The organism is Pseudomonas sp. TYF_14 (assembly GCF_043105275.1).
Lineage (GTDB): Bacteria > Pseudomonadota > Gammaproteobacteria > Pseudomonadales > Pseudomonadaceae > Aquipseudomonas > Aquipseudomonas alloputida.
In genome coordinates this window covers 184,163-202,370 of record NZ_JBICLK010000034.1, presented here as the reverse complement: position 1 = coordinate 202,370, position 18,208 = coordinate 184,163, and the positions used below count along the sequence as shown (strand labels likewise).

Sequence of the window (18,208 nt, the reverse complement as noted above, 5' to 3'; positions counted from 1 at the left end):
CTCTCCAAACCTGGCCTCGGCCTGACCCTCCACGCAATCGGGCGGCCAATTCGCAACGGGGCACGGAGGGGCGCCATGATCACGTAACGCCAACTTACGCTGTCGAAGGACAGCCCTTTGTCCGACGTGTCGCGATAGCACGCCCTGCCAAAAGCGCACCGGCTATTGCGGCCCTGCTTGCCTGCAATTTGCCCTTCGTCCCGACGAGGCCCGCACAGCCCATGTTCAAAAACATTCCGCTCACCTTGAAACTCTTCCTGCCACCTGCCATCGCCCTGTTCGGCATGTTGCTGTTCGTGGGCTACACCGCGGTGCAACTGGACGACAACGACAACCGATTGGTGTCGCTCGAAAAACAGCGCTACCCAACGCTGGAAGCTGCCGACAACGTGATCTTCCAGTTCTCCCGCCTGCCCGGCCTGCTCAACAGCGCCGTGGCAGCGGGCGAGCGGGACACCTTGGATGAAGCGAGCGACGTGCTGGCCGACGTCCATGCGCGGCTGCGCGACCTGGAACCGCTGACCGCTGAACGGGCCGACCGACACCGGGAAATTCAAGCCTGGTCGGCGGCGATCAAGCGCTACGCCGATAACGCGTTCGCCTCCTCCGGGCAACTGCTCGATGGGGCGGCGTTCGATGATTTACGCCCCCATTTTGATCGCATGGCCAGCGACCTCAAGAACGCCCAGGCGCTCGGCGAGCAGTTTCGCAGCCACGCCTACGCCGACTTCCAGAGCAGCTTGACCCAAGTCCGCGCCGACAACGCCACCACCACGCGCGTCGGCTACCTGCTCAGTTTTTGCCTGCTGCTGGTGGTCAGCGCCAGCGCGGCCTGGGTGATTCGTCAGGTCATGAGCAATGTCCGCGGCGTCATCGGATCGCTCAAGACCATTGCCAGCGGCGATGGCGACCTGACCCGCCGCGTGCAGGTCGACTCCTCAGACGAAATCGGCGAGATGATCGGCCTGTTCAACGGTTTGCTGGACAGCCTGCAAGGCACCTTGCGCCAGGTCATCGAAACCGCAGCGCCCCTGGAGCAGATGTCCCGCGAACTGCACCGGCTCACCCAGGGCGCGGAGGACAGTGCGCGCTCACAGCAAGAGCGCACCGAGTCCATCAGCCGTGACATAGACACCATGACCAATAGCATTCAGGAAGTGGCGCAGCGCTCCGAGCAGGCCTCCGAGCAAGCCAGCGCCGCGGCGCGTCAAGCGAACGAAGCCAGGCATAACATCGACAGCCTGTCCTTGAGCATCGGCGACCTGGGCAACAGCGTGCTCAGCTCGGTGCAGGCCATGGAACAACTGGAAGCAGAAACCCAGCACGTCGGCTCGGTGCTGACGGTGATCCGCAGCATCGCCGAACAGACCAACCTGCTCGCCCTGAACGCCGCCATCGAAGCGGCACGGGCTGGCGAGCAAGGGCGGGGCTTTGCCGTGGTCGCCGATGAGGTGCGCAACCTGGCCCAGAAAACGACCGCTTCCACCGCGCAGATCCAAGACATCATCCAGCGCCTGCAAAACAGCGCCAGCAGTGTCTTGCACGCGATGAACCTGAACGGCGAAAAGGCCAGGTCAAGCATTCAGCGCTCTGAACATGCCACGCAGACCCTGGAGGCGATTACCGGGGCCGTTCGCCAGATCGATGAGTTAAACGCCGGCATCGCCCGTTTCACCAACGAGCAGATCGGCCTTTCCCGTTCGATCCAGCAAGACACCGAGAGGCTGCAACAGGACACCCAGGCCACCACCCAAGGTGCCGACGCCACCGCACGGCTCGGCGAGCAATTGGTCGGTACGGGCAACCACCTTCGCAGCGCCACCGCTCAGTTTCGCATTTGAACCTTCCCCACCACGAGAGCAGTTGAAGCATGCAAGGCATTAGAGCACTCGGTATCGCAGGCCTTATCGCGACCACCCCAGCAATGGCCCTGGACCAGGGAGACTATCAATTCAACGGCTTCGGCACCGCCGGCCTCACCCACCTGGGGGGCGAGGACAAAGGGCGCAGTTTCGGCATCAGCGGGCAGACAACGGACGCCTGGCGCGGTGACCAGCTCTCCCGGCTGGGTGGCCAGCTCCAATATGGGCTCACCGACACGCTGGGGGTGACCGTGCAGGGCACCCTCAAGCCGGAACAGGACACCTGGAAAGGCAACCTGGAGTGGGCTTACCTCTCCTGGAAAGCGACCGAAGGCCTGACGGTGCGCGTAGGGCGGCTGCGCCTGCCGATCTACATGTATTCCGAAACCCTCGACGTCGGTGTCACCCACCCTTGGCTGCGGCTGCCGGATGAGGTCTACAGCCAGGTCCAGCTGAGCAACTACGAAGGTGCCGATGCCCTCTACACCGTGACCACCGGCATCGGCTCCGTGACGTTCCAGGTGGCAGGCGGCCAGGCCGCCAACCGCAACTTGTTCGCCATGGATGACTTGTACGACATCGACTACAAGAAGATCTTCGCGGCGAACGTCAGCCTGGAAACCTATGACTTCGGCACGCTGCGTCTCGGGTACGCCGAAGCGGACATCGACACGAACCTCAGCGCCTCGGTCGTCGCCCCAGGGGGCTCGCCTACACAGGTCGACTTCCTGAGCCTGAACCGCAAGAAAGGCGGTTTCGCGTCCATCGGCTACCAGTACGACAACGGCACCTGGGTCTCCTCGAACGAGTGGACCAGCAACAACACCGAAGGCGACCAGCAAGGCAGCATCGATGCCTTCTACCTCATGGGCGGGCGCCGTTTTGGCGACGCGCTGCTCCACCTTACCTACGCTCAGCTCGACGAAGACGCTGGCCGCCAGAGCTCCTGGACCTACGGCATGAACTACAACCTGGCGCCGAACCTGGTGCTCAAGGGCGAGTACAAGCGGGTGGACACGCGCGGCAACGGCTACCGCGGCACCTTCGTGCAGAACGCCCAGGAGACCTTCGACCATGCAGTCTTCGCGGCCAGCAACGGTACCGCCGGCACTCCTTCGCGCAACTACGACGGCGACATTGTCAGCGTCGGCGTCGATTTCGTCTTCTAAGGAGCGCCCATATGAAACCACTCCTCACCGCAATGTTCGGCGCAACCCTGGCCACAGCCAGCACCCTGGCCAGTGCCGAGGTGGCCGTGATCATGAATGCCGGCGCCAGCGCCGCACCGTCCCAGGCCGAGGTGGCCAACATATTCCTGGGCAAGGACACCAGCCTCAGGGGCCTCGACCAGAAAGGCTGGAACCCCACCAAGGAACGATTCTACAGCGCGCTGACCAACAAGAACGAATCCCAGCTCAAGTCGTACTGGTCAGGCCTGGTGTTCACGGGCAAGGGGCAACCGCTGCAGAGCGTGGACGATGACGCCGCGGTGATCGCCAAGGTGGGCAGCGAGGCCAATGCCATCGGCTATATCGACACCTCTGCCGTCAACGACAAGGTCAAAGTGCTCTTCACCCTGCCCTGAGCTTCGCCGCCTCCCCTGACCTGGCATACCGGGGGAGGCAGCGCCTGGCGCTCGCAGGCAAGCCCCTGCAGGGCTGCGACCTGCGAGCCTTGATTGAGCCATTATTTGCTCAAATGGGTGCCCTATGAGCCGTTTTCATTCACAATGCCCGCACGATATGCAGTGTGGAATCTTCTGATGCACCTCCCTACCGATGAGCGCCTGCTCAAAGCGCTGGCCGACGCGATCGTCGTCCACCCCCGAGCCACATTGAAGGAGCTGGCCGAGGCGGCGGGCGTGAGCAAGGCGACCCTGCACCGTTTCTGTGGCACCCGTGACAACCTGGTGAACATGCTGGAAAGCTATGGGGACCAGGTCCTGACGCAGGTCATCGGCAACGCTGACCTGCACGGCAGCGACCCGACCGCAGCCCTGCATCGCCTCATCGTCGAGCACCTCAAGCATCGCGAGATGATGATCTTCCTGCTCTTCCAGTACCGCCCGGACTCGTTCGACGACAGCGAGACGAACCGCCCGTGGCGGGCCTATGCCGACGCCCTGGATGCCTTCTTCCTGCGCGGCCAGCAGGCGGGGGCTTTCCGTATCGATATCAGCGCGGCGATCTTCACCGAAATGTTCCTGAGCATGGTGTACGGCATCGTCGATGCCGAACGACGCGGGCGGGCGGCCAGCGCGACGTCCGTGCAAACGCTGGAGCTGCTTTTCCTCGACGGTGCTGCGGCACCCGCTCGCTGACCTGCCTTCACCAGCCAAAAAAACCCCAGGGCATCGATCCCTGGGGCCAAGTGGCTGGACAAGCCAACCAAAGGAGGCTGTTTCAGCCCTTGCTCGGCCAGCCGCCGCCGAGTGCGCGGAACAGGTCGACCAACGCCAGTTGTCGCTGGGTACTGGCTTCGATGAAGGCTGCTTCGTTCACGTAGCTGTTGCGCTGGGCGTCCAGGTAGCGCAAATGGTTGTCCACCCCACCCTCGTAACGAGCCTTGGCCAGCGTCAGGGTCTCGCGGCTGGTGTCGGCCAGGGCCCGCCGCGCGGCTTGCTCGCGGCGCAGGGTGTCGGTGGCGGCCAGCGCATCGGCCACTTCGCGGAAGGCGACCTGGATCGCGCCTTCATAGGCGGCCACGGCCGAGTCCTTGCGTGCCTCGGCCAGGCTGAGCCCGGCACGGTTGCGCCCGGCGTCGAACAACGGCAGCGACAGCTGCGGCATGAAGGCCCAGCTACGCGAGCCACCGTCGAACAACCCGGACATCTGCGCACTGGCGGTACCAAAGCTGCCGGTCAGGCTGATACGCGGGAAAAACGCTGCCCGCGCCGCGCCGATATCGGCATTGCGCGCGCGCAGCCGGTGTTCGGCGGCGATGATATCGGGGCGGCGCTCGATCAATGCCGACGGCGCGCCCGGCACAATGTCATTGAGCACCATCGGCTCATCCGGGCGTTCAGCGGGCATCGCCTTGGCCGCCTCGGCACTGCCCAGCAACAGCACCAGCGCGTTGTAGGCCTGGCGCTGTTGGCGCACGGTGACTTCGAGCTCGGCACGGGACTGCTCGACCAGCCCCAGCGCCTCTTGGTGGTCCAGCGCCGTGGCCGTGCCGGCGGCGCGCCGCTGGCCGACCAACGCCAGGGAATCCTCGCGGCTGGCCAGGGTCTGGCGGGTCAGCGCCTGGCGCCGCTCGGCGCCGTCCAAGGCCAGGTAGGCCTGGCTCACCTCGGCGATCAGGGCGATGCGTGCGGCACGCCCGACTTCCTCGGTGGCCAGGTACTGCTCCAGGGCCGCATCGCTCAGGCTTTTGACGCGGCCGAACAGGTCCACTTCGTATTCCGGCAGCGACAAGCCCACCTGATAGGTGCTGCTGACACCCTCGCGGCCATCGCTCGAAAGCGCCGCAGGCAAATGCTGGCGATTACCGGAGGCGCTGGCATTCAAGCCCGGCACACGGTCGGCCCGCTGGATCCGGTACTGCGCACGGGCCTGCTCGATGTCGAGCAGGGTCTGGCGCAAGGAGCGGTTGTTGTCCAGCGCGGTACCGACCAGCTGACGCAGCACTGGGTCGACGATGAATGCCTGCCAGTCCAACTGCTCCACCGAGTGGCCAGTATGGCCGGCTGCATCGCCCCATTCGGCCGCCACCGGCGCTTCGGGGCGCTGATAGGTCGGCGTCAGGGAGCAACCAGCCAAGGTCAAGGCCAGGACGATAGGAAGCACACGATTGACCATGATCATCACTCTGCCTCCTCGACAGCCTGTTGCACCGGGGAAGGCTTGCGCTTGAGCAACGTCAACACCCAGACAAAACAGACCGGCACGAACACCACGCCCAGCAAGGTGGCGCTGAGCATGCCGCCGATCACGCCGGTACCGATGGCGCGCTGGCTTGCCGCACCCGCGCCGGAGGCGATGGCCAGCGGCACCACGCCGAGGATGAACGCCATGGAGGTCATCACGATCGGACGGAAACGCAGGCGCGCGGCCTCGATGGCGGCGTCGCACAGGCTGTAGCCCTTCTCCCACAGTTCCTTGGCGAACTCGACGATCAGGATGGCGTTCTTCGCCGCCAGGCCAATGATGGTGATCAGGCCGACCTTGAAGTACACGTCGTTGGGCATGCCGGTGAGCGTCACCGCCCACACCGCGCCCAGGGCACCGATCGGTACGATCAGCATCACCGTCAGCGGGATCGCCCAGCTTTCGTACAGCGCCACCAGCAGCAGGAACACCACCAGGATGGCCAGGGCGAACAGGCTGGCAGCCTGGCCGCTGGAGACCTTCTCCTGGTAGGAAAGGCCCGTCCAGGCGTAGCCGATACCTGGCGGCAGCTCGCTGACCAGGCGCTCCATCTCGGCCATTGCCTGCCCGGTACTGTGCCCCGGCGAGGCGTCGCCGGCGATGCGGATCGACGAGTAACCGTTGTAGCGCACCAGTTGCACCGGGCCCTCCTCCCACTGGGTGGTGACGAAGGCGCTGAACGGCACCTGCTCGCCGTTGGCATTGGGAGCATAGAGGCGCAGCACGCTTTCGGGGGTCATGCGTTCGCCTTGCTCTGCCTGCACCACCACGCGCTGTTGGCGCCCGGCATTGATGAAGTCGTTGATCACAGCCGATCCGAAGGCGGTGGCCAAGGTGCTGTTGATGGCCTCGAAGCTCACGCCCAGGGCTCGGGCCTTTTCCCGGTCGATGTGCAGGCGCAGCTGCGGTGCTTCGGCCAGGCCTTCCATCATCGCGTAGAGGATCACCGGGTTGCCGTTGGCACGCGCCAGCAACTGGTCACGGGCCGCGAGCAGTGCTTCGCGCCCGAGGCCACCACGGTCCATCAGGCGCAGGGCGAAACCACCGGAGTTGCCCAGGCCGTCGATCGGCGGCGGCATGACGGCGGTGATGGCACCGTCGCCGTTGGCGGCGAACTGTGCATTGATCGCTGCCGTTTCCGCCTCCGCCGATTGCGCCTTGTCGCGCTGCGACCAGTCCTTGAAGGTCGGGAACGCCAATGCGGCATTGTCACCCTGGCCCGAGAAACTGAAGCCGCTGACGATGAACGAGTTGGCCACCGCGTCACGGGACATCAGGAACTTTTCCAGCGCCTCAGCGGTGTGGTCGGTGCGTACCCGGCTGGCGCCTGGTGGCAACTGCACATCCACGACGCTATAGCCAAGGTCCTCGGCCGGCACGAAGGCCTCCGGCAAGCGCAGGTAGGAATAGCCCAGCACCACCAGGATGCCCACATACGCCAGCATCCAGCGGCCGGCACGTGCCACCAGTTCGCTGTTGAGCAGCGAATAGCGTTCGGTGACACGGGCGAAGCCACGGTTGAAGGCGCCGAAGAAACCGGCCTTTTCATGGTGGCCATGGGGCACCGGCTTGAGCAGCGTGGCGCACAGCGCCGGGGTGAAGGTCAGGGCCAGGAAGCCGGAGAACAGGATCGACACTGCCAGCGACACGGAGAACTGCTGGTAGATCACCCCCACTGAACCGGACATGAACGCCAACGGCAGGAACACCGCCGCCAGCACCAGGGTGATGCCGATGATCGCCCCGGACACCTGCCCCATCGCCTTGATGGTCGCCTCCACCGGCGACAGACCTTCCTCGGCCATCAACCGCTCGACGTTCTCCACCACCACGATGGCGTCGTCCACCAGGATGCCGATGGCCAGCACCATGCCGAACATGGTCATCATGTTCACCGAGAAGCCGAGCAGCTTCATGATCATCAGCGTCCCGAGCAGGCACACCGGCACCACGATCGACGGGACCAGGGTATAGCGCACGTTCTGCAGGAACAGGAACATCACCAGGAACACCAGCACCATGGCTTCGATCAGGGTGTGGATCACCTTCTCGATGGCCACGTCGACGAAGCGCGAGGTGTCGTACGGCACCGAGTATTCGACACCTTCGGGGAAGAACTGCGACAGCTCGGCCAAGCGCTCCTTGACCAGCGTCGCGGTCTGGATGGCATTGGCGCCCGGCGCCAACTGCACCGCACCGGCCACCGCCGGGTGGCCGTTCAGGCGCGCCGACAGGTTGTAGTTCTCGCTACCGATGGCCATGCGCGCCACATCACCCAGGCGGACGCTGGAGCCATCGGGGTTGGCGCGCAGGACGATGCCGGCGAACGCTTCCGGGGTGTCGAGGGTGCCCTGCACGGCCAGGGTCGCGGTCAGCTCCTGCTCGCTGGCACCGGGCGTGCTGCCGAAGCTGCCGGCCGGTACCTGGACGTTCTGGCCGCGAATGGCCGAGTTGATGTCGTCGATGGACAGGCCATAGCCCACCAGCTTCTGCGGATCCACCCAGACCCGCATGGCCGCTTCCGAGGCGAAGAACTGCAGCTTGCCCACGCCGGGCACGCGCAGCAGTTCGTTGTTGATGTTGCGCGCGGCATAGTCGGCTAGGGCCGTGGTATCGCCACGGTTGCCGGCCGTGCTGGTCAGGGCGTAGATCAGCAGGAAGCCGGAGCTGGCCTGCTCGACTTTCAGCCCTTGGGTCAGCACCGCCTGTGGCATGCGTGCCTCGGCCTGTTTCAAACGGTTCTGCACGTCGACCTGCGCCATGTCCGGGTCGGTGCCTGGCTCGAAGGTCACCATCACTTCGGCCACGCCGTTGGAGTTGTTGGTGGACTCGTAGTACAGCAGGCCCTTGGCGCCGTTGAGCGACTGTTCGATGATGCTGGTCACCGACTCCACCATGACCTTGGCCGAAGCGCCGGGGTAGGAGGCGGTGATGGAGATCTGCGGTGGCGCCACGTTGGGGTACTGGGCCACGGGCAAGGATGGAATCACCAGCAAACCGGCCAGTGAAATGAACAACGCCACGACCCAGGCGAAGTTCGGGCGATGGATGAAGAACCTGGACAACTCACTTCCCTCGCATCACTGGGCGGCAGCCGTTTGTTTCTGCGCAGGCGCAACGGGCATACCGGGGGCCAACCCTGCGGGGCTGCCGACGATCACCTGATCGCCCGGCTCCAGCCCCTCGGTAATCTGCCAGCGCGAGCCTTGCATCACGCCGGTGCGCACCGCGCGTGCCTCGGCGATGCCATTGGTGGCGACCAGGACCCGCGCCTGGCCGTCGCTGCCTCGCTGAACCGCACGCTGTGGGACCAGGATGGCGTGGTTGTCGGTGCCTTGAGGCGTGCGCACGCGCACATACATGCCCGGCAGCAGCGTGCCGTCCGCGTTGTCGAAGCGCCCCCGCAGGATGACCTGGCCGGTACCGCGGTCCACACTCACATCGGTGAACATCAGCTCGCCCGAGCGCTGGAAGTCGGTGCCTTCCACTTGCGCGGTCAGGCGCTGGCTGTCGGCCGAAAGTGCGCCGTCCTTCAACGCTTGTCGCAGGCGCAGTGCGTCAGCGGCAGACTGGGTGAAGTCGATGTAGATCGGGTCGAGTTGCTGGATACGCGCCATCAGCGTCGCCTCCCCCTGCCCCACCAACGCGCCTTCGGTGGCCAACGCACGGCCAATGCGCCCGGAGATCGGCGCGGTGACGGTGGCGTAGCCCAGGTTCAGGCGTGCGGCCTGCACGTCGGCCTGGGCAGAGCGCACCGCCGCACCGGCACTGCGCAGCTCGGCGGTGGCGCTGTCGAAGTCCTGCTGGCTGACCGCCTCGATCTTGACCAATGGCTCATAACGCTTCACCCGCGCCTGGGCCTCCTGCTGCACGGCCTGGGCTCGGGCCAGGTCAGCCTCGGCACGGGCCAGTGCGGCCTTGAACGGCGCCGGGTCGATCTGGAACAGCACATCCCCCGCCTTGACGTCAGCCCCTTCCTCGAAGCGCTTGTGCAACACGATACCCGGCACCCGCGCCCGCACCTCGGCGACGCGCATCGGCTCGACCCGGCCCGGCAGTTCAGCCGCCAAGGCGACCTGCTCGGGCGCCAATGTCACGATTTCCACCGGGTAGCTCGCATTGGCTGCACCGTCCTGCTCTGCTGCGGGCTCACACCCGGCCAAGGCGATCGCCATGGCCAATGCGCCCACCCTTATCGAACCTGTCTTGCCCATCACACACCCGAACCTTGATTGAAAACGGGGCGGATGCTACTTTTCAAACCCACATGAGTCAATATTGTCTCATTAAAATCATAAAAGACTCTTAATGACCCCTTCAGACTTTCCACCTTCAACGCTTCCCGCCAAGCTGGTGAATGCCCTGTATGCCGCTGCCGCCTTGCGACCCAGAGCGTCCATGGGCGAGCTGGCCGTGTTGGCGGGCATCAGCCGGGCAACCCTGCACCGTTACTGCGGTACGAGAGACAACCTCGATAGCCAGCTCGAACAGCACGCCAAAGACACGCTCATGCATATCCTCGACAACAGCGGCACGCTGGCCTGCCGCGAGCCCCTGGCCGCGTTGCGTCAGCTGATTCATGCGCACCTGGCCCAGGGTGAACTGATCGCTTTCCTGGCCTCCCGTTACCCTGTGCACATGAGCGTGCAGCACGACCTGCGGTTTTATCTGGAAAGGCTCGATGCGTTGTTTGCCAGCGGCCAGCGACAAGGCGTATTTCGAGCGGATGTCACCGCGGCGTTGCTGACCGAGATGTTCGTATCGCTGTTGCATGGCATGGTCGACGCCCGCCAACGGGGGCGCGCGCCAAGAGAGTGTGCAACGGTGCTGGAGAGCGCGTTTCTACAGGGCATTGCCACGCGGGCGCCCTATTGAGCGCCCGAGCAGGGCAACAGCCGTGAAGACCTATTGCGTCAAAGGAAGGGAATGAACGCTATTGCTCGGCGTCATCGAGCGGCGTGCTCCAGATCACCAGCTCAAGGGCAGCGGCGATCTGGATGCGATGGTCGGCAAGCGGGATAGGCAGCAGGTCCTGGGCGCGCTCCAGCCGGCGCAGCAAGGTATTGCGATGGGTACCCAGCACCTCGGCGGTCTGGGTGATGTTGCAGCCATTGGCCAGGAAGGCGTGCAACGAATGCTGAAGCACCGTGGGCTCGGTCGCCAAGCGCCCCAACGTGCTCAAGACGAACTGCCTGGCCGCGCGGGCATCCTGGGTCATCAGCGACACCATCCTCACCTGATCGATCGTGGCAACGGCGGGTGAACCCGCCAAACGGCCCATCAACCGCTGGGTGGTCAAGGCTTCCAGGTGCGAGCGCCGGAAGCCATTCATCCCCGCGCCCGCCGAACCGATTGCCGCGCGTATCTTCGGAAATTGCCGGGCGACGTCCTGCAGCAGATTCAGGTCCAGCGGCTTTGCCGCATTGCTCCAGGCCCACAGGGTCGCAGGGCCCGCGAATACGATCAGCGGCGCTACCGTGCCCGTGAGCTGCGCCAGGGCACGCGCCATGTCTTCCAGGGGGCGAATCTCGGCGTCCGGGGTTTCGCTCCAGACGAGGCAGGCATGGTGCCTCTGAGCCAGGCTGTAGCCCAGTCGCCTGCCGAACTGCTCCGCGTCCACATCCCTGCCATCGAGCAGCCGGCTGACCAGGCTGCGTTTATCGATAGGGTCGTCATGGGCCTGGGCGCTTTTTTCTTCGAGGATGATCTGCGTCACCACGCGCATGTTGCTGTCGATGAATTCCGAGATCGACCGCGACGAGACCTCCAGGAATTCCTCGAGCACCGCGGGATCCTGCGTCAGGCTGAAGGCCATCTTCATCCACAGGTCCCAGGCTGCGTTCTGTGTCGACCTTGCAACATTCATCAGCAGTTCGGACAACCCCCTGCGGGCGAGCTCCCTGGCCGTGTCCACCATGTCAGCAGACACATAGGGCTCCACCGGCTCCCCAGGACGCTGCAGGTTGGCATTGGCCCAGTGCAGCAACTCTGCCCGGTTGGCGCGCCGGCACGCCGCGAGGATGACCGGGTCCTCCAGCAACCTGGCATCTTCGGGCGAAGAGAACAGTGACTGGTTCAGGCGCTCGACCCACTCGGCTGGCAGCGCCTGAGCGAGTTCGGCGCCTTTGCGCATAAGCTCGCGAACGGTTTCCGAGGGGCGTGGCCAGGGCGACGGCGTGCTGGTCATGGGCGGTGCAAATCACTCAAAAATCGGCTGGAAAATGGTGCAGTTCGTACCTTGGCGTAGGGCCAGTGGAAACCTAGCATGAACTCACTGCCTGAACAAAAAATACAAGGAGGCACCGTGACGCTTCATGTCCCTTTTTTGGGTTTAGCGCAGTGGCAAGCAGGCCTGTTTCCTGATGCCCGTTGATCAAACGTCAACCCGCCTGCGCAACCGTTCCTTTCAATCTGGAGTGTTCTCAATGTCAGCCTCTCGCGACGCCACGCCAAGCCTGCCCGTGGTAACCCGCTCGACTTCCGCGCAAGAGATTGCGCTGCTGAGCGACCAAGCAGGTGCGGTAATCATCCGCAACTTCATGACCCCTGAACAAGTCGTACGGATCAACAACGAACTCGACGCCCCCCTGGCCGCGCTCGATGCCGGCTCCAGGCACGAGCACGAGCTGATCGCCGAGTTCCATGGCCATCAGACCAAACGGCTAACCAACCTCGTCACCCACAGCAAGACCTTTCGTGAGGAAGTCCTCGATGACGACCTCTTCCACGAATTGGGGAACGTGCTTTACGCCCCGGAGTGCGGTGACTGGTGGCTGACCACGGCCCAGTTGATCGAAATCGGCCCAGGCAACAAAGCGCAAATGCTGCACCGTGACATGATGCAGTACCAACCGTTCGTGGCCATGAACAAACATGCGCCACGCGCCATCACCAACCTGATGCTGGCGCTGACCGATTTCACCGAGGAAAACGGCGCCACGCGCTTGATCCCCGGGAGCCAGGACTGGGATGACTTCGACGATGTCGGCACCCCAGAGATGACGATTCCTGCCCTGTTGAAAGCCGGGGATGCCGTGCTGTTCGGCGGCAAGGTCGTTCACGGTGGCGGGGCCAACGTGACCACCGACTATTACCGTCGCGGGCTGACCATCCCGATGCAGGCTTCGATAATCACGCCTGAAGAAGCCTACCCGTTGATCGTGCCGCTCGAGCTGGTGCGCACGCTTTCTCCGCGGGTACAGAAGATCCTCGGTTTCCGCTCCCAATACCCCAATGGCAGCCCTGGCCTTTGGCAACATAACTACGCAGACCTGGCGGATTACCTTCAGCTCTAGCGTCCAGCGTTGACTTGCCTGGGCCTGAAGGTGCCACGACCACCCATTCGCCCAGGCAAGAAAACAGGCCAGGCATCGGTTTGCGATGCCTGGCTTCTGAGCGAGTGGCCAACCCTTCACTCCTGGTAGGGCATTACCCCTCGGCGTGAAAACAATACAGGTACACCTTCGGCGTTGAACAACGCCGCCGTCAGTGAAAGGCCATCCGCGGTCTGCGTTTCCTGGAAACTGTGCCCGCCATCGCTGCTCTGCACGCTCAGCCCATCCAGCCCGACCGCCAGCACACGAGAGCCGGCTACCGCTACGCAAGTGACAGAGCCCTTGCTTTGCGTTGGCACTCGGCGAAAGCCCTTGCCGTCCGCTGAACCCTGCAACAGGGTGCCGCGCTGGCCACCCAGCAGCAGACGTCCATCGGCCAGTACCGCGCCTGCCCACAGGGTGCCTTCGTAGCCAGTATCCAGGTAACGCCAGTTTTTACCCTGGTCCTCGGAATGCAGTACCTGCCCATGCTCGGCCGTGGCGTACAGCGTGCCGCGGCTGTCGGCAAACAGCCCCATCAGGTTGAGGTCGGCCCGCTTGGCCCCCGGCGGGGCCTGAAGCGGCTGCTCGGACCATGTCTGGCCCCCATCCTCGGTAGTCAGCAGCAACGACCAGAGGCCTACCGCCACACCCTGCCGGGCATTGAAGAAGTGCACCGCGAACAGTGGCCGGTCTTCTTCGGTGGCCAGGCGCTGGACCTGCCAGGACTCCCCGCCATCGGTGGTGATCAGGATCGCGCCCCAGTGGCCAACCGCCCACCCGCGTTTGGCATCCACGAACGACACGCCCGTCAATGATGTGGACAGCGGTACCGACCTCGCCTGGCGCCACTGCAGGCCCTGATCGTCGGACAACAGCACGACACCGTGGTCGCCCACGGCCACCATGCGCGCCCCCGCCCAGCCGGCGGCCAGCATGGTGGCCTGCGTGGCATTGCTCACCTGTACGGCCGGCACGGCCTGCAACGGCGCGGCCTGAAGAGACATCAGCGGCAATGCTGCTGCGAGCAAGGCCGCGGTGAATGAAACCCTGAACTTCATGCTTCTCTCCTCAGTGCACCAGCGCGCCGATCATGCGCACAGGGCGCTTACGTGGGAATACCCGCTCCAGCCAGACCGCGAAGGCCGGCAGCACGGTCATGGCCATGACCATGTTGACGATGAACATGAAGGCCAGCAGCTTGCCCATGTCGGCCTGGAACTTGAGCTCCGAGAACGCCCAGGTAGCCACGCCCACCGCCAGGGTAATGGCGGTGAAGATCGTCGCAACGCCCACCTCGAGCAATGCGTGCTCGACCGCCTTGGTGATCGACTGGCCGTGGGCCAGGTGCAGTTGCAGCCGGTTGTAGATGTAGAAGGCGTAGTCGACACCAATGCCCACGGCCAACACCATCACCGGCAAGGTAGCAATGGTCAGGCCGATCTGCAGTTCCTTCATGAACCAGTAGCCGATGAAGGTGCCGATGGTCAAAGGCAGGCAACAAACCAGCACTGCCCGCAGGTCGCGGTAGACGGCGAACACCAGCAGCGCGATCGCGGCATAGACATACAGCAGCATGGGAGTTTCGCTCTTCTCCACTTCTTCGTTGATAGCGGCCAGAACGCCGGCGTTGCCCGAGGCGAGGCGGATCGACAGGCCAGGCTGCGGATAGTCGCTGCGAAACGCCTTGGCGGCGTCCACCACTCGGTTGATGGTCGTGGCTTTGTGATCGGCCAGGTACAGGTGCACCGCCGACATGCTGCAGTCGGTACGCACCAGCCCGGGCGTGCGCGCCACCTCGGTGGCCAGCGCGGCATAGTTCATCGGGTCGATGGGCACCGCGGCCATTTTGGGATTGCCTTCGTTGTACCCCTCGTTGAACTGACGCATGTTGCTGGAGAAGGAGGCCACCGACAGCACACCGGGCACCCCCTGCATGGCCCAGACGAAGCGATCCTGGTACTGACCCGCCGCGACATCCTCGCAGGCCGCCGCCTCGCCTTCACCAGAGGCCCCCTGGTTGGCTTCGAAAACCACGCTGAGCCAGTCGAGGCCAATGTCGTAGCTGGTGGCGATCGAGACCGCATCGCGATTGAAGCGCGAGTCCTCACGCAACTCCGGCGCACCCGCCTGCAACGAGCCGACGACCCGGTCGTGGCTTTGCCAGATCGCCACCAGGAACACCACCAGGGCCACGCCAAGCACCCACTGTGCGTTACGCCACTCGGCGAGCCGGGCCAGGCCTCGCAGCCAGCGGGTACGGCGCTGCCGGGAAACTTCCTGGGCAGCCGCATAGCGATCGTCCACCCGCAGCATGGAGGCCAGCAATGGCAGCATCAGCAGGTTGGTGATGATCTTGTAGGCCACACCGAGGGAGGCCGTGATGGCGACTTCTCGTACCATCGGGATAGGAATCAGCAGCAGCGTCACGAACGACACCAGTGCGGTCACCAAGGCCAGTGTTCCCGGTATCAGCAAGCCGGTGAAGCTCGAGCGCGCCGCCTCTTCGGCACTCTTGCCGATAGCGATCTCGCGCACGATGAAGTTGATTTGCTGCACGCCATGGGAAACCCCGATGGCGAACACCAGGAAGGGCACCAGCACCGCCAACGGGTCGAGCCCGTACCCCAACAGGCGCAGGCTGCCGAACTGCCACACCAGCGAGGCCAGCGAACAGACCAGCGCCAGCAGCGTGAAGCGCAGTGAGTGGCAATACCAGTACACCGCCCCCGCGGTCAGAAGCAACGCAAGCAAACAGAACTCCAGTACGGCTGAAGCACCGTCAGCGATGTCGCCGATCTGCTTGGCGAAACCGATGATCTGGATTTCGAATTCGCCATCCTCGAATGGCTGACGGATCTCTTTTTCCAGCCTGTGGTTGAACGCCACATAGTCCAGGTGGGCGCCATGGGTGTCGTACTCGTTGAGTTCCACCGTGATCATCGCGCTGCTCTGATCACGGGAAACCAGCGTGCCAATGAAACCACCCTGGGCAGTGGAGTTGGCGATCGTCGCGATGATCTGGTCATCCAGGTGATCGGGAGAAACCGTACCCGGTACCAGTGGATCCGCGCGAAAACCTTCTTCGGTGATTTCGTTGACGAAGGCATTGGGCGTCCAAAGGGACCGCACACTGCTGCGCGACACGCCAGGAAGGAAGGTCACTGCCTGGGTGACGTCATACAGCCGCTTCAGGCCCGGGGCGCTCCATATATCGCCCTGTCGGGCCTTGACCACGATGGTCAGCCGGTTCGCTCCCAGCAGGTCGTTGCGGTAGGCCTCGAATGTCTTGATGTATTCGTGGCCTACCGGCAATTGCTTTTCGAAGCCGGCATCCATACGCAGTTGCACGGCGAACCAGCCCATGATCAGCGTGAACACCGTCAGGCTCGCCAGTACCAGACGACGATGCCCGAACAACACACCCTCGACGCGTGACAACAGGCCACGTGCCGGGGCTTCAGATAGCTTTACAGAACCGTTCACGGCAGGCCTCACAAGGTGCGGGAAATCGCGATGCCGACATAATCGCGGTCACGATAAAGCTGGTCGTAGGGGGTTTCGCCGCCCATGAACTTCGCGTAGTTGAGGGAAATCTGCCAACTGGCCGGGTTTCGTACGAAATTCAGGTACAGGTTCATGCTGCTCGCGTCTTCGGTGAAGGTGGCGCTCAGGTTCGGCGTTCGCCCGCCAAGCGAGCGCGAGTAGAAGACGCCGGGCGTGACCTGCCAGCCCGGCAGCAACGTGCCGTCATAGGTCAGGCTGAAGTCCAGGTTGATGCCCGACGAGGTCTTGTCGCCACGGGACTTGGGCGCTGTCGCAGGATCCAGTTGCCAGGCATTGAGCCCTGGGGCGAGTGGTTCGCCATTGACCTCGTCATGCAGCCCGGGGTACTTGATGACCACCAGTTCCGATAGCAGGGTGCCCGTGCTGGCCCCGGTGAAATCGAGCAGCGTCGGGGAGTTGGACGGCGTGAAGCTGTAAAGGCCGGTGAGGTGCCACTGGAATTTCTTTTCGTCTTTCCAGCATTTGCCCCCATTGCTGGAACACAGGTCGACGACAGGGTTGAGCATGACCGAATCCTTCGGCCGGTAAGAAAGCTCCGTACCGACTGCCCAGTCACCGATCGGCATGTTGGCACTGACGCCATACATCATCCGGTTTTCCTGGTATTCCCAGGTGGGTGCCGCCGCGAACGTGTTCGGGTCAAGAATGGCGACGCGCAACGACGGCAACTTGTCGTGATAACGCATCACGTAGAAGCCATAGTTGATGTCGCTGTCTTCCGGCTGCCAGCGCAGCGAAAGGCCCCACTGGCCGCTGTCGCGGGCGTCCTTTTCGGAGAACCCGTAGTCTCCCCTGCCCTCGCCCAGTGCGTTGGTGTTTGACCAATAGCTGCCCACCGGCGGCAACTCGCTCTTGTTCCAGCGGAACTGATAGTAGGCCTCGACGTTGACACCCGAGCCAAGGCCTGACGCAACACTGAGCATCGGCGCGGGCAGCACGGCCTCCTTGAGTTGCACGCCGGGGCGCGCCAAGGCCTGGTAGTCGTAGGCGTTGGTGTTGTTGATGCCACCGGCCACGAACAGGCTCTCGCCCCAGTTGATCACCTGGTTGCCCAGGCGCGCACGGACCCGCTGCCCACCCACGTCGAAGCCTTTGCTCACCCACAGGTCCAGCAGGCGGGCCTTGAAGGCGAGGTCGTCGCGGGCGTCGTCACTCAGCCCGTTGCTGCCGACGCTCTCTGGGGTATTGAACGACAGCGTGCCGGTGGTATCGGTGGCCGCGAAGTCGCGGATCCAGGTGCCACGCGCCATGAAGGTGACGTCCTCGGGCATCTTGAGCAACAGCTCATGGGTGCCCTTGAGGTAGTTGGTGAACATGTCGCCGCGGTCGTAGTTCAGGTCGCCCTGGTCCGCCACACCGGAGCTCTGCGCCAGGCAGCCGGAGGGCACGTTGTGCCCGGTCGGCCCCTGGTTGATCAGGTTGCAGCCCCGCGACTCCGTACGCAGGCCCATGCCTGCGGTGATGGTGGAGTCGAAGGAACCATTGAGGGTTTCGGTTTCAAAGGTGAACCCCATTGCCAACGGGGTTGCGCACACGATGACAAGGCCTGACGCTTTCGTAATTATTTTTTTCATGCTGGCTCTCGATCTGACGTCGG

13 protein-coding genes are annotated in these 18,208 nt (G+C 63.8%); 6 read left to right on the top strand and 7 right to left on the bottom strand.

The annotated features are described in order from the left end of the window. Positions 1-221: 221 nt before the first annotated feature. From ACF8O8_RS11440 to ACF8O8_RS11425, 4 genes are all read left to right on the top strand, one after another. A complete protein-coding gene (locus ACF8O8_RS11440) occupies positions 222-1,841 on the top strand; it encodes a methyl-accepting chemotaxis protein (protein ID WP_020191871.1) in 1,620 nt (539 codons plus the stop codon). Positions 1,842-1,870: 29 nt separating this feature from the next. Then, complete coding sequence (locus ACF8O8_RS11435) at positions 1,871-3,031, top strand: hypothetical protein (protein WP_061405631.1); 1,161 nt, start codon at positions 1,871-1,873, stop codon at positions 3,029-3,031. A gap of 11 nt (positions 3,032-3,042) precedes the next feature. Continuing rightward, positions 3,043-3,447 (top strand): phosphate ABC transporter substrate-binding protein, encoded by a 405-nt coding sequence (locus ACF8O8_RS11430; protein ID WP_392509710.1) that lies wholly within the window; start codon positions 3,043-3,045, stop codon positions 3,445-3,447. 177 nt (positions 3,448-3,624) lie between these two features. Next, positions 3,625-4,182 carry a TetR/AcrR family transcriptional regulator gene (locus ACF8O8_RS11425; RefSeq protein ID WP_010953729.1) on the top strand — a complete coding sequence of 186 codons (558 nt, stop codon included), beginning with the start codon at positions 3,625-3,627 and terminating at the stop codon, positions 4,180-4,182. A gap of 82 nt (positions 4,183-4,264) precedes the next feature. Here the strand turns inward: ACF8O8_RS11425 and ACF8O8_RS11420 are convergent, their stop codons facing one another. From ACF8O8_RS11420 to ACF8O8_RS11410, 3 genes are read right to left on the bottom strand one after another with little or no spacing between them, the layout of a single operon-like run. Further along, positions 4,265-5,668, bottom strand: a complete 1,404-nt coding sequence (locus ACF8O8_RS11420; RefSeq protein WP_392509709.1) for an efflux transporter outer membrane subunit — start codon at positions 5,666-5,668, stop codon at positions 4,265-4,267. Next, positions 5,668-8,796 carry a multidrug efflux RND transporter permease subunit gene (locus tag ACF8O8_RS11415; protein ID WP_392509708.1) on the bottom strand — a complete coding sequence of 1,043 codons (3,129 nt, stop codon included), beginning with the start codon at positions 8,794-8,796 and terminating at the stop codon, positions 5,668-5,670. The genes ACF8O8_RS11420 and ACF8O8_RS11415 overlap by 1 nt, the downstream gene beginning before the upstream one ends. Positions 8,797-8,811: 15 nt before the next feature. Then, a complete protein-coding gene (locus ACF8O8_RS11410; RefSeq protein WP_049586198.1) occupies positions 8,812-9,945 on the bottom strand; it encodes a MexC family multidrug efflux RND transporter periplasmic adaptor subunit in 1,134 nt (377 codons plus the stop codon). Between the two features lie 94 nt (positions 9,946-10,039). Between ACF8O8_RS11410 and ACF8O8_RS11405 the strand changes: the two genes are divergently transcribed. After that, entirely contained in the window at positions 10,040-10,606 is a 567-nt protein-coding gene (locus tag ACF8O8_RS11405; RefSeq protein ID WP_010953725.1) for a TetR/AcrR family transcriptional regulator, read from the top strand. A 58-nt stretch (positions 10,607-10,664) separates the two neighbouring features. Here the strand turns inward: ACF8O8_RS11405 and ACF8O8_RS11400 are convergent, their stop codons facing one another. Then, complete coding sequence (locus ACF8O8_RS11400; protein WP_010953724.1) at positions 10,665-11,918, bottom strand: CdaR family transcriptional regulator; 1,254 nt, start codon at positions 11,916-11,918, stop codon at positions 10,665-10,667. Between the two features lie 238 nt (positions 11,919-12,156). On the opposite strand from ACF8O8_RS11400, the gene ACF8O8_RS11395 reads away from it, so the two are divergent. After that, positions 12,157-13,026 carry a phytanoyl-CoA dioxygenase family protein gene (locus ACF8O8_RS11395; protein WP_392509707.1) on the top strand — a complete coding sequence of 290 codons (870 nt, stop codon included), beginning with the start codon at positions 12,157-12,159 and terminating at the stop codon, positions 13,024-13,026. A 116-nt stretch (positions 13,027-13,142) separates the two neighbouring features. On the opposite strand, the gene ACF8O8_RS11390 is transcribed toward ACF8O8_RS11395, so the two are convergent. The 3 genes from ACF8O8_RS11390 to ACF8O8_RS11380 are packed head-to-tail and all read right to left on the bottom strand — an operon-like array spanning position 13,143 to position 18,185. Continuing rightward, positions 13,143-14,105: a WD40/YVTN/BNR-like repeat-containing protein gene (locus ACF8O8_RS11390; RefSeq protein ID WP_392509706.1), complete on the bottom strand. Its 963-nt coding sequence runs from the start codon at positions 14,103-14,105 to the stop codon at positions 13,143-13,145. 10 nt (positions 14,106-14,115) lie between these two features. Then, positions 14,116-16,530, bottom strand: coding sequence for an RND family transporter (locus ACF8O8_RS11385; protein ID WP_392509705.1), 2,415 nt, complete (start codon positions 16,528-16,530; stop codon positions 14,116-14,118). A gap of 8 nt (positions 16,531-16,538) precedes the next feature. After that, positions 16,539-18,185, bottom strand: a complete 1,647-nt coding sequence (locus tag ACF8O8_RS11380) for a DUF1302 domain-containing protein (RefSeq protein ID WP_010953720.1) — start codon at positions 18,183-18,185, stop codon at positions 16,539-16,541. Between the last annotated feature and the right edge of the window lie 23 nt (positions 18,186-18,208).

Excerpts from the sequence above, each read along its gene's own strand:
- ACF8O8_RS11390 (WP_392509706.1), bottom strand. The coding sequence starts at position 14,105 with ATGAAGTTCAGGGTTTCATTCACCGCGGCCTTGCTCGCAGCAGCATTG.
- ACF8O8_RS11425 (WP_010953729.1), top strand. The coding sequence starts at position 3,625 with ATGCACCTCCCTACCGATGAGCGCCTGCTCAAAGCGCTGGCCGACGCG.
- ACF8O8_RS11380 (WP_010953720.1), bottom strand. The coding sequence starts at position 18,185 with ATGAAAAAAATAATTACGAAAGCGTCAGGCCTTGTCATCGTGTGCGCA.
- ACF8O8_RS11400 (WP_010953724.1), bottom strand. The coding sequence starts at position 11,918 with ATGACCAGCACGCCGTCGCCCTGGCCACGCCCCTCGGAAACCGTTCGC.
- ACF8O8_RS11420 (WP_392509709.1), bottom strand. The coding sequence starts at position 5,668 with ATGATCATGGTCAATCGTGTGCTTCCTATCGTCCTGGCCTTGACCTTG.
- ACF8O8_RS11410 (WP_049586198.1), bottom strand. The coding sequence starts at position 9,945 with ATGGGCAAGACAGGTTCGATAAGGGTGGGCGCATTGGCCATGGCGATC.
- ACF8O8_RS11395 (WP_392509707.1), top strand. The coding sequence starts at position 12,157 with ATGTCAGCCTCTCGCGACGCCACGCCAAGCCTGCCCGTGGTAACCCGC.
- ACF8O8_RS11435 (WP_061405631.1), top strand. The coding sequence starts at position 1,871 with ATGCAAGGCATTAGAGCACTCGGTATCGCAGGCCTTATCGCGACCACC.
- ACF8O8_RS11405 (WP_010953725.1), top strand. The coding sequence starts at position 10,040 with ATGACCCCTTCAGACTTTCCACCTTCAACGCTTCCCGCCAAGCTGGTG.
- ACF8O8_RS11440 (WP_020191871.1), top strand. The coding sequence starts at position 222 with ATGTTCAAAAACATTCCGCTCACCTTGAAACTCTTCCTGCCACCTGCC.
- ACF8O8_RS11430 (WP_392509710.1), top strand. The coding sequence starts at position 3,043 with ATGAAACCACTCCTCACCGCAATGTTCGGCGCAACCCTGGCCACAGCC.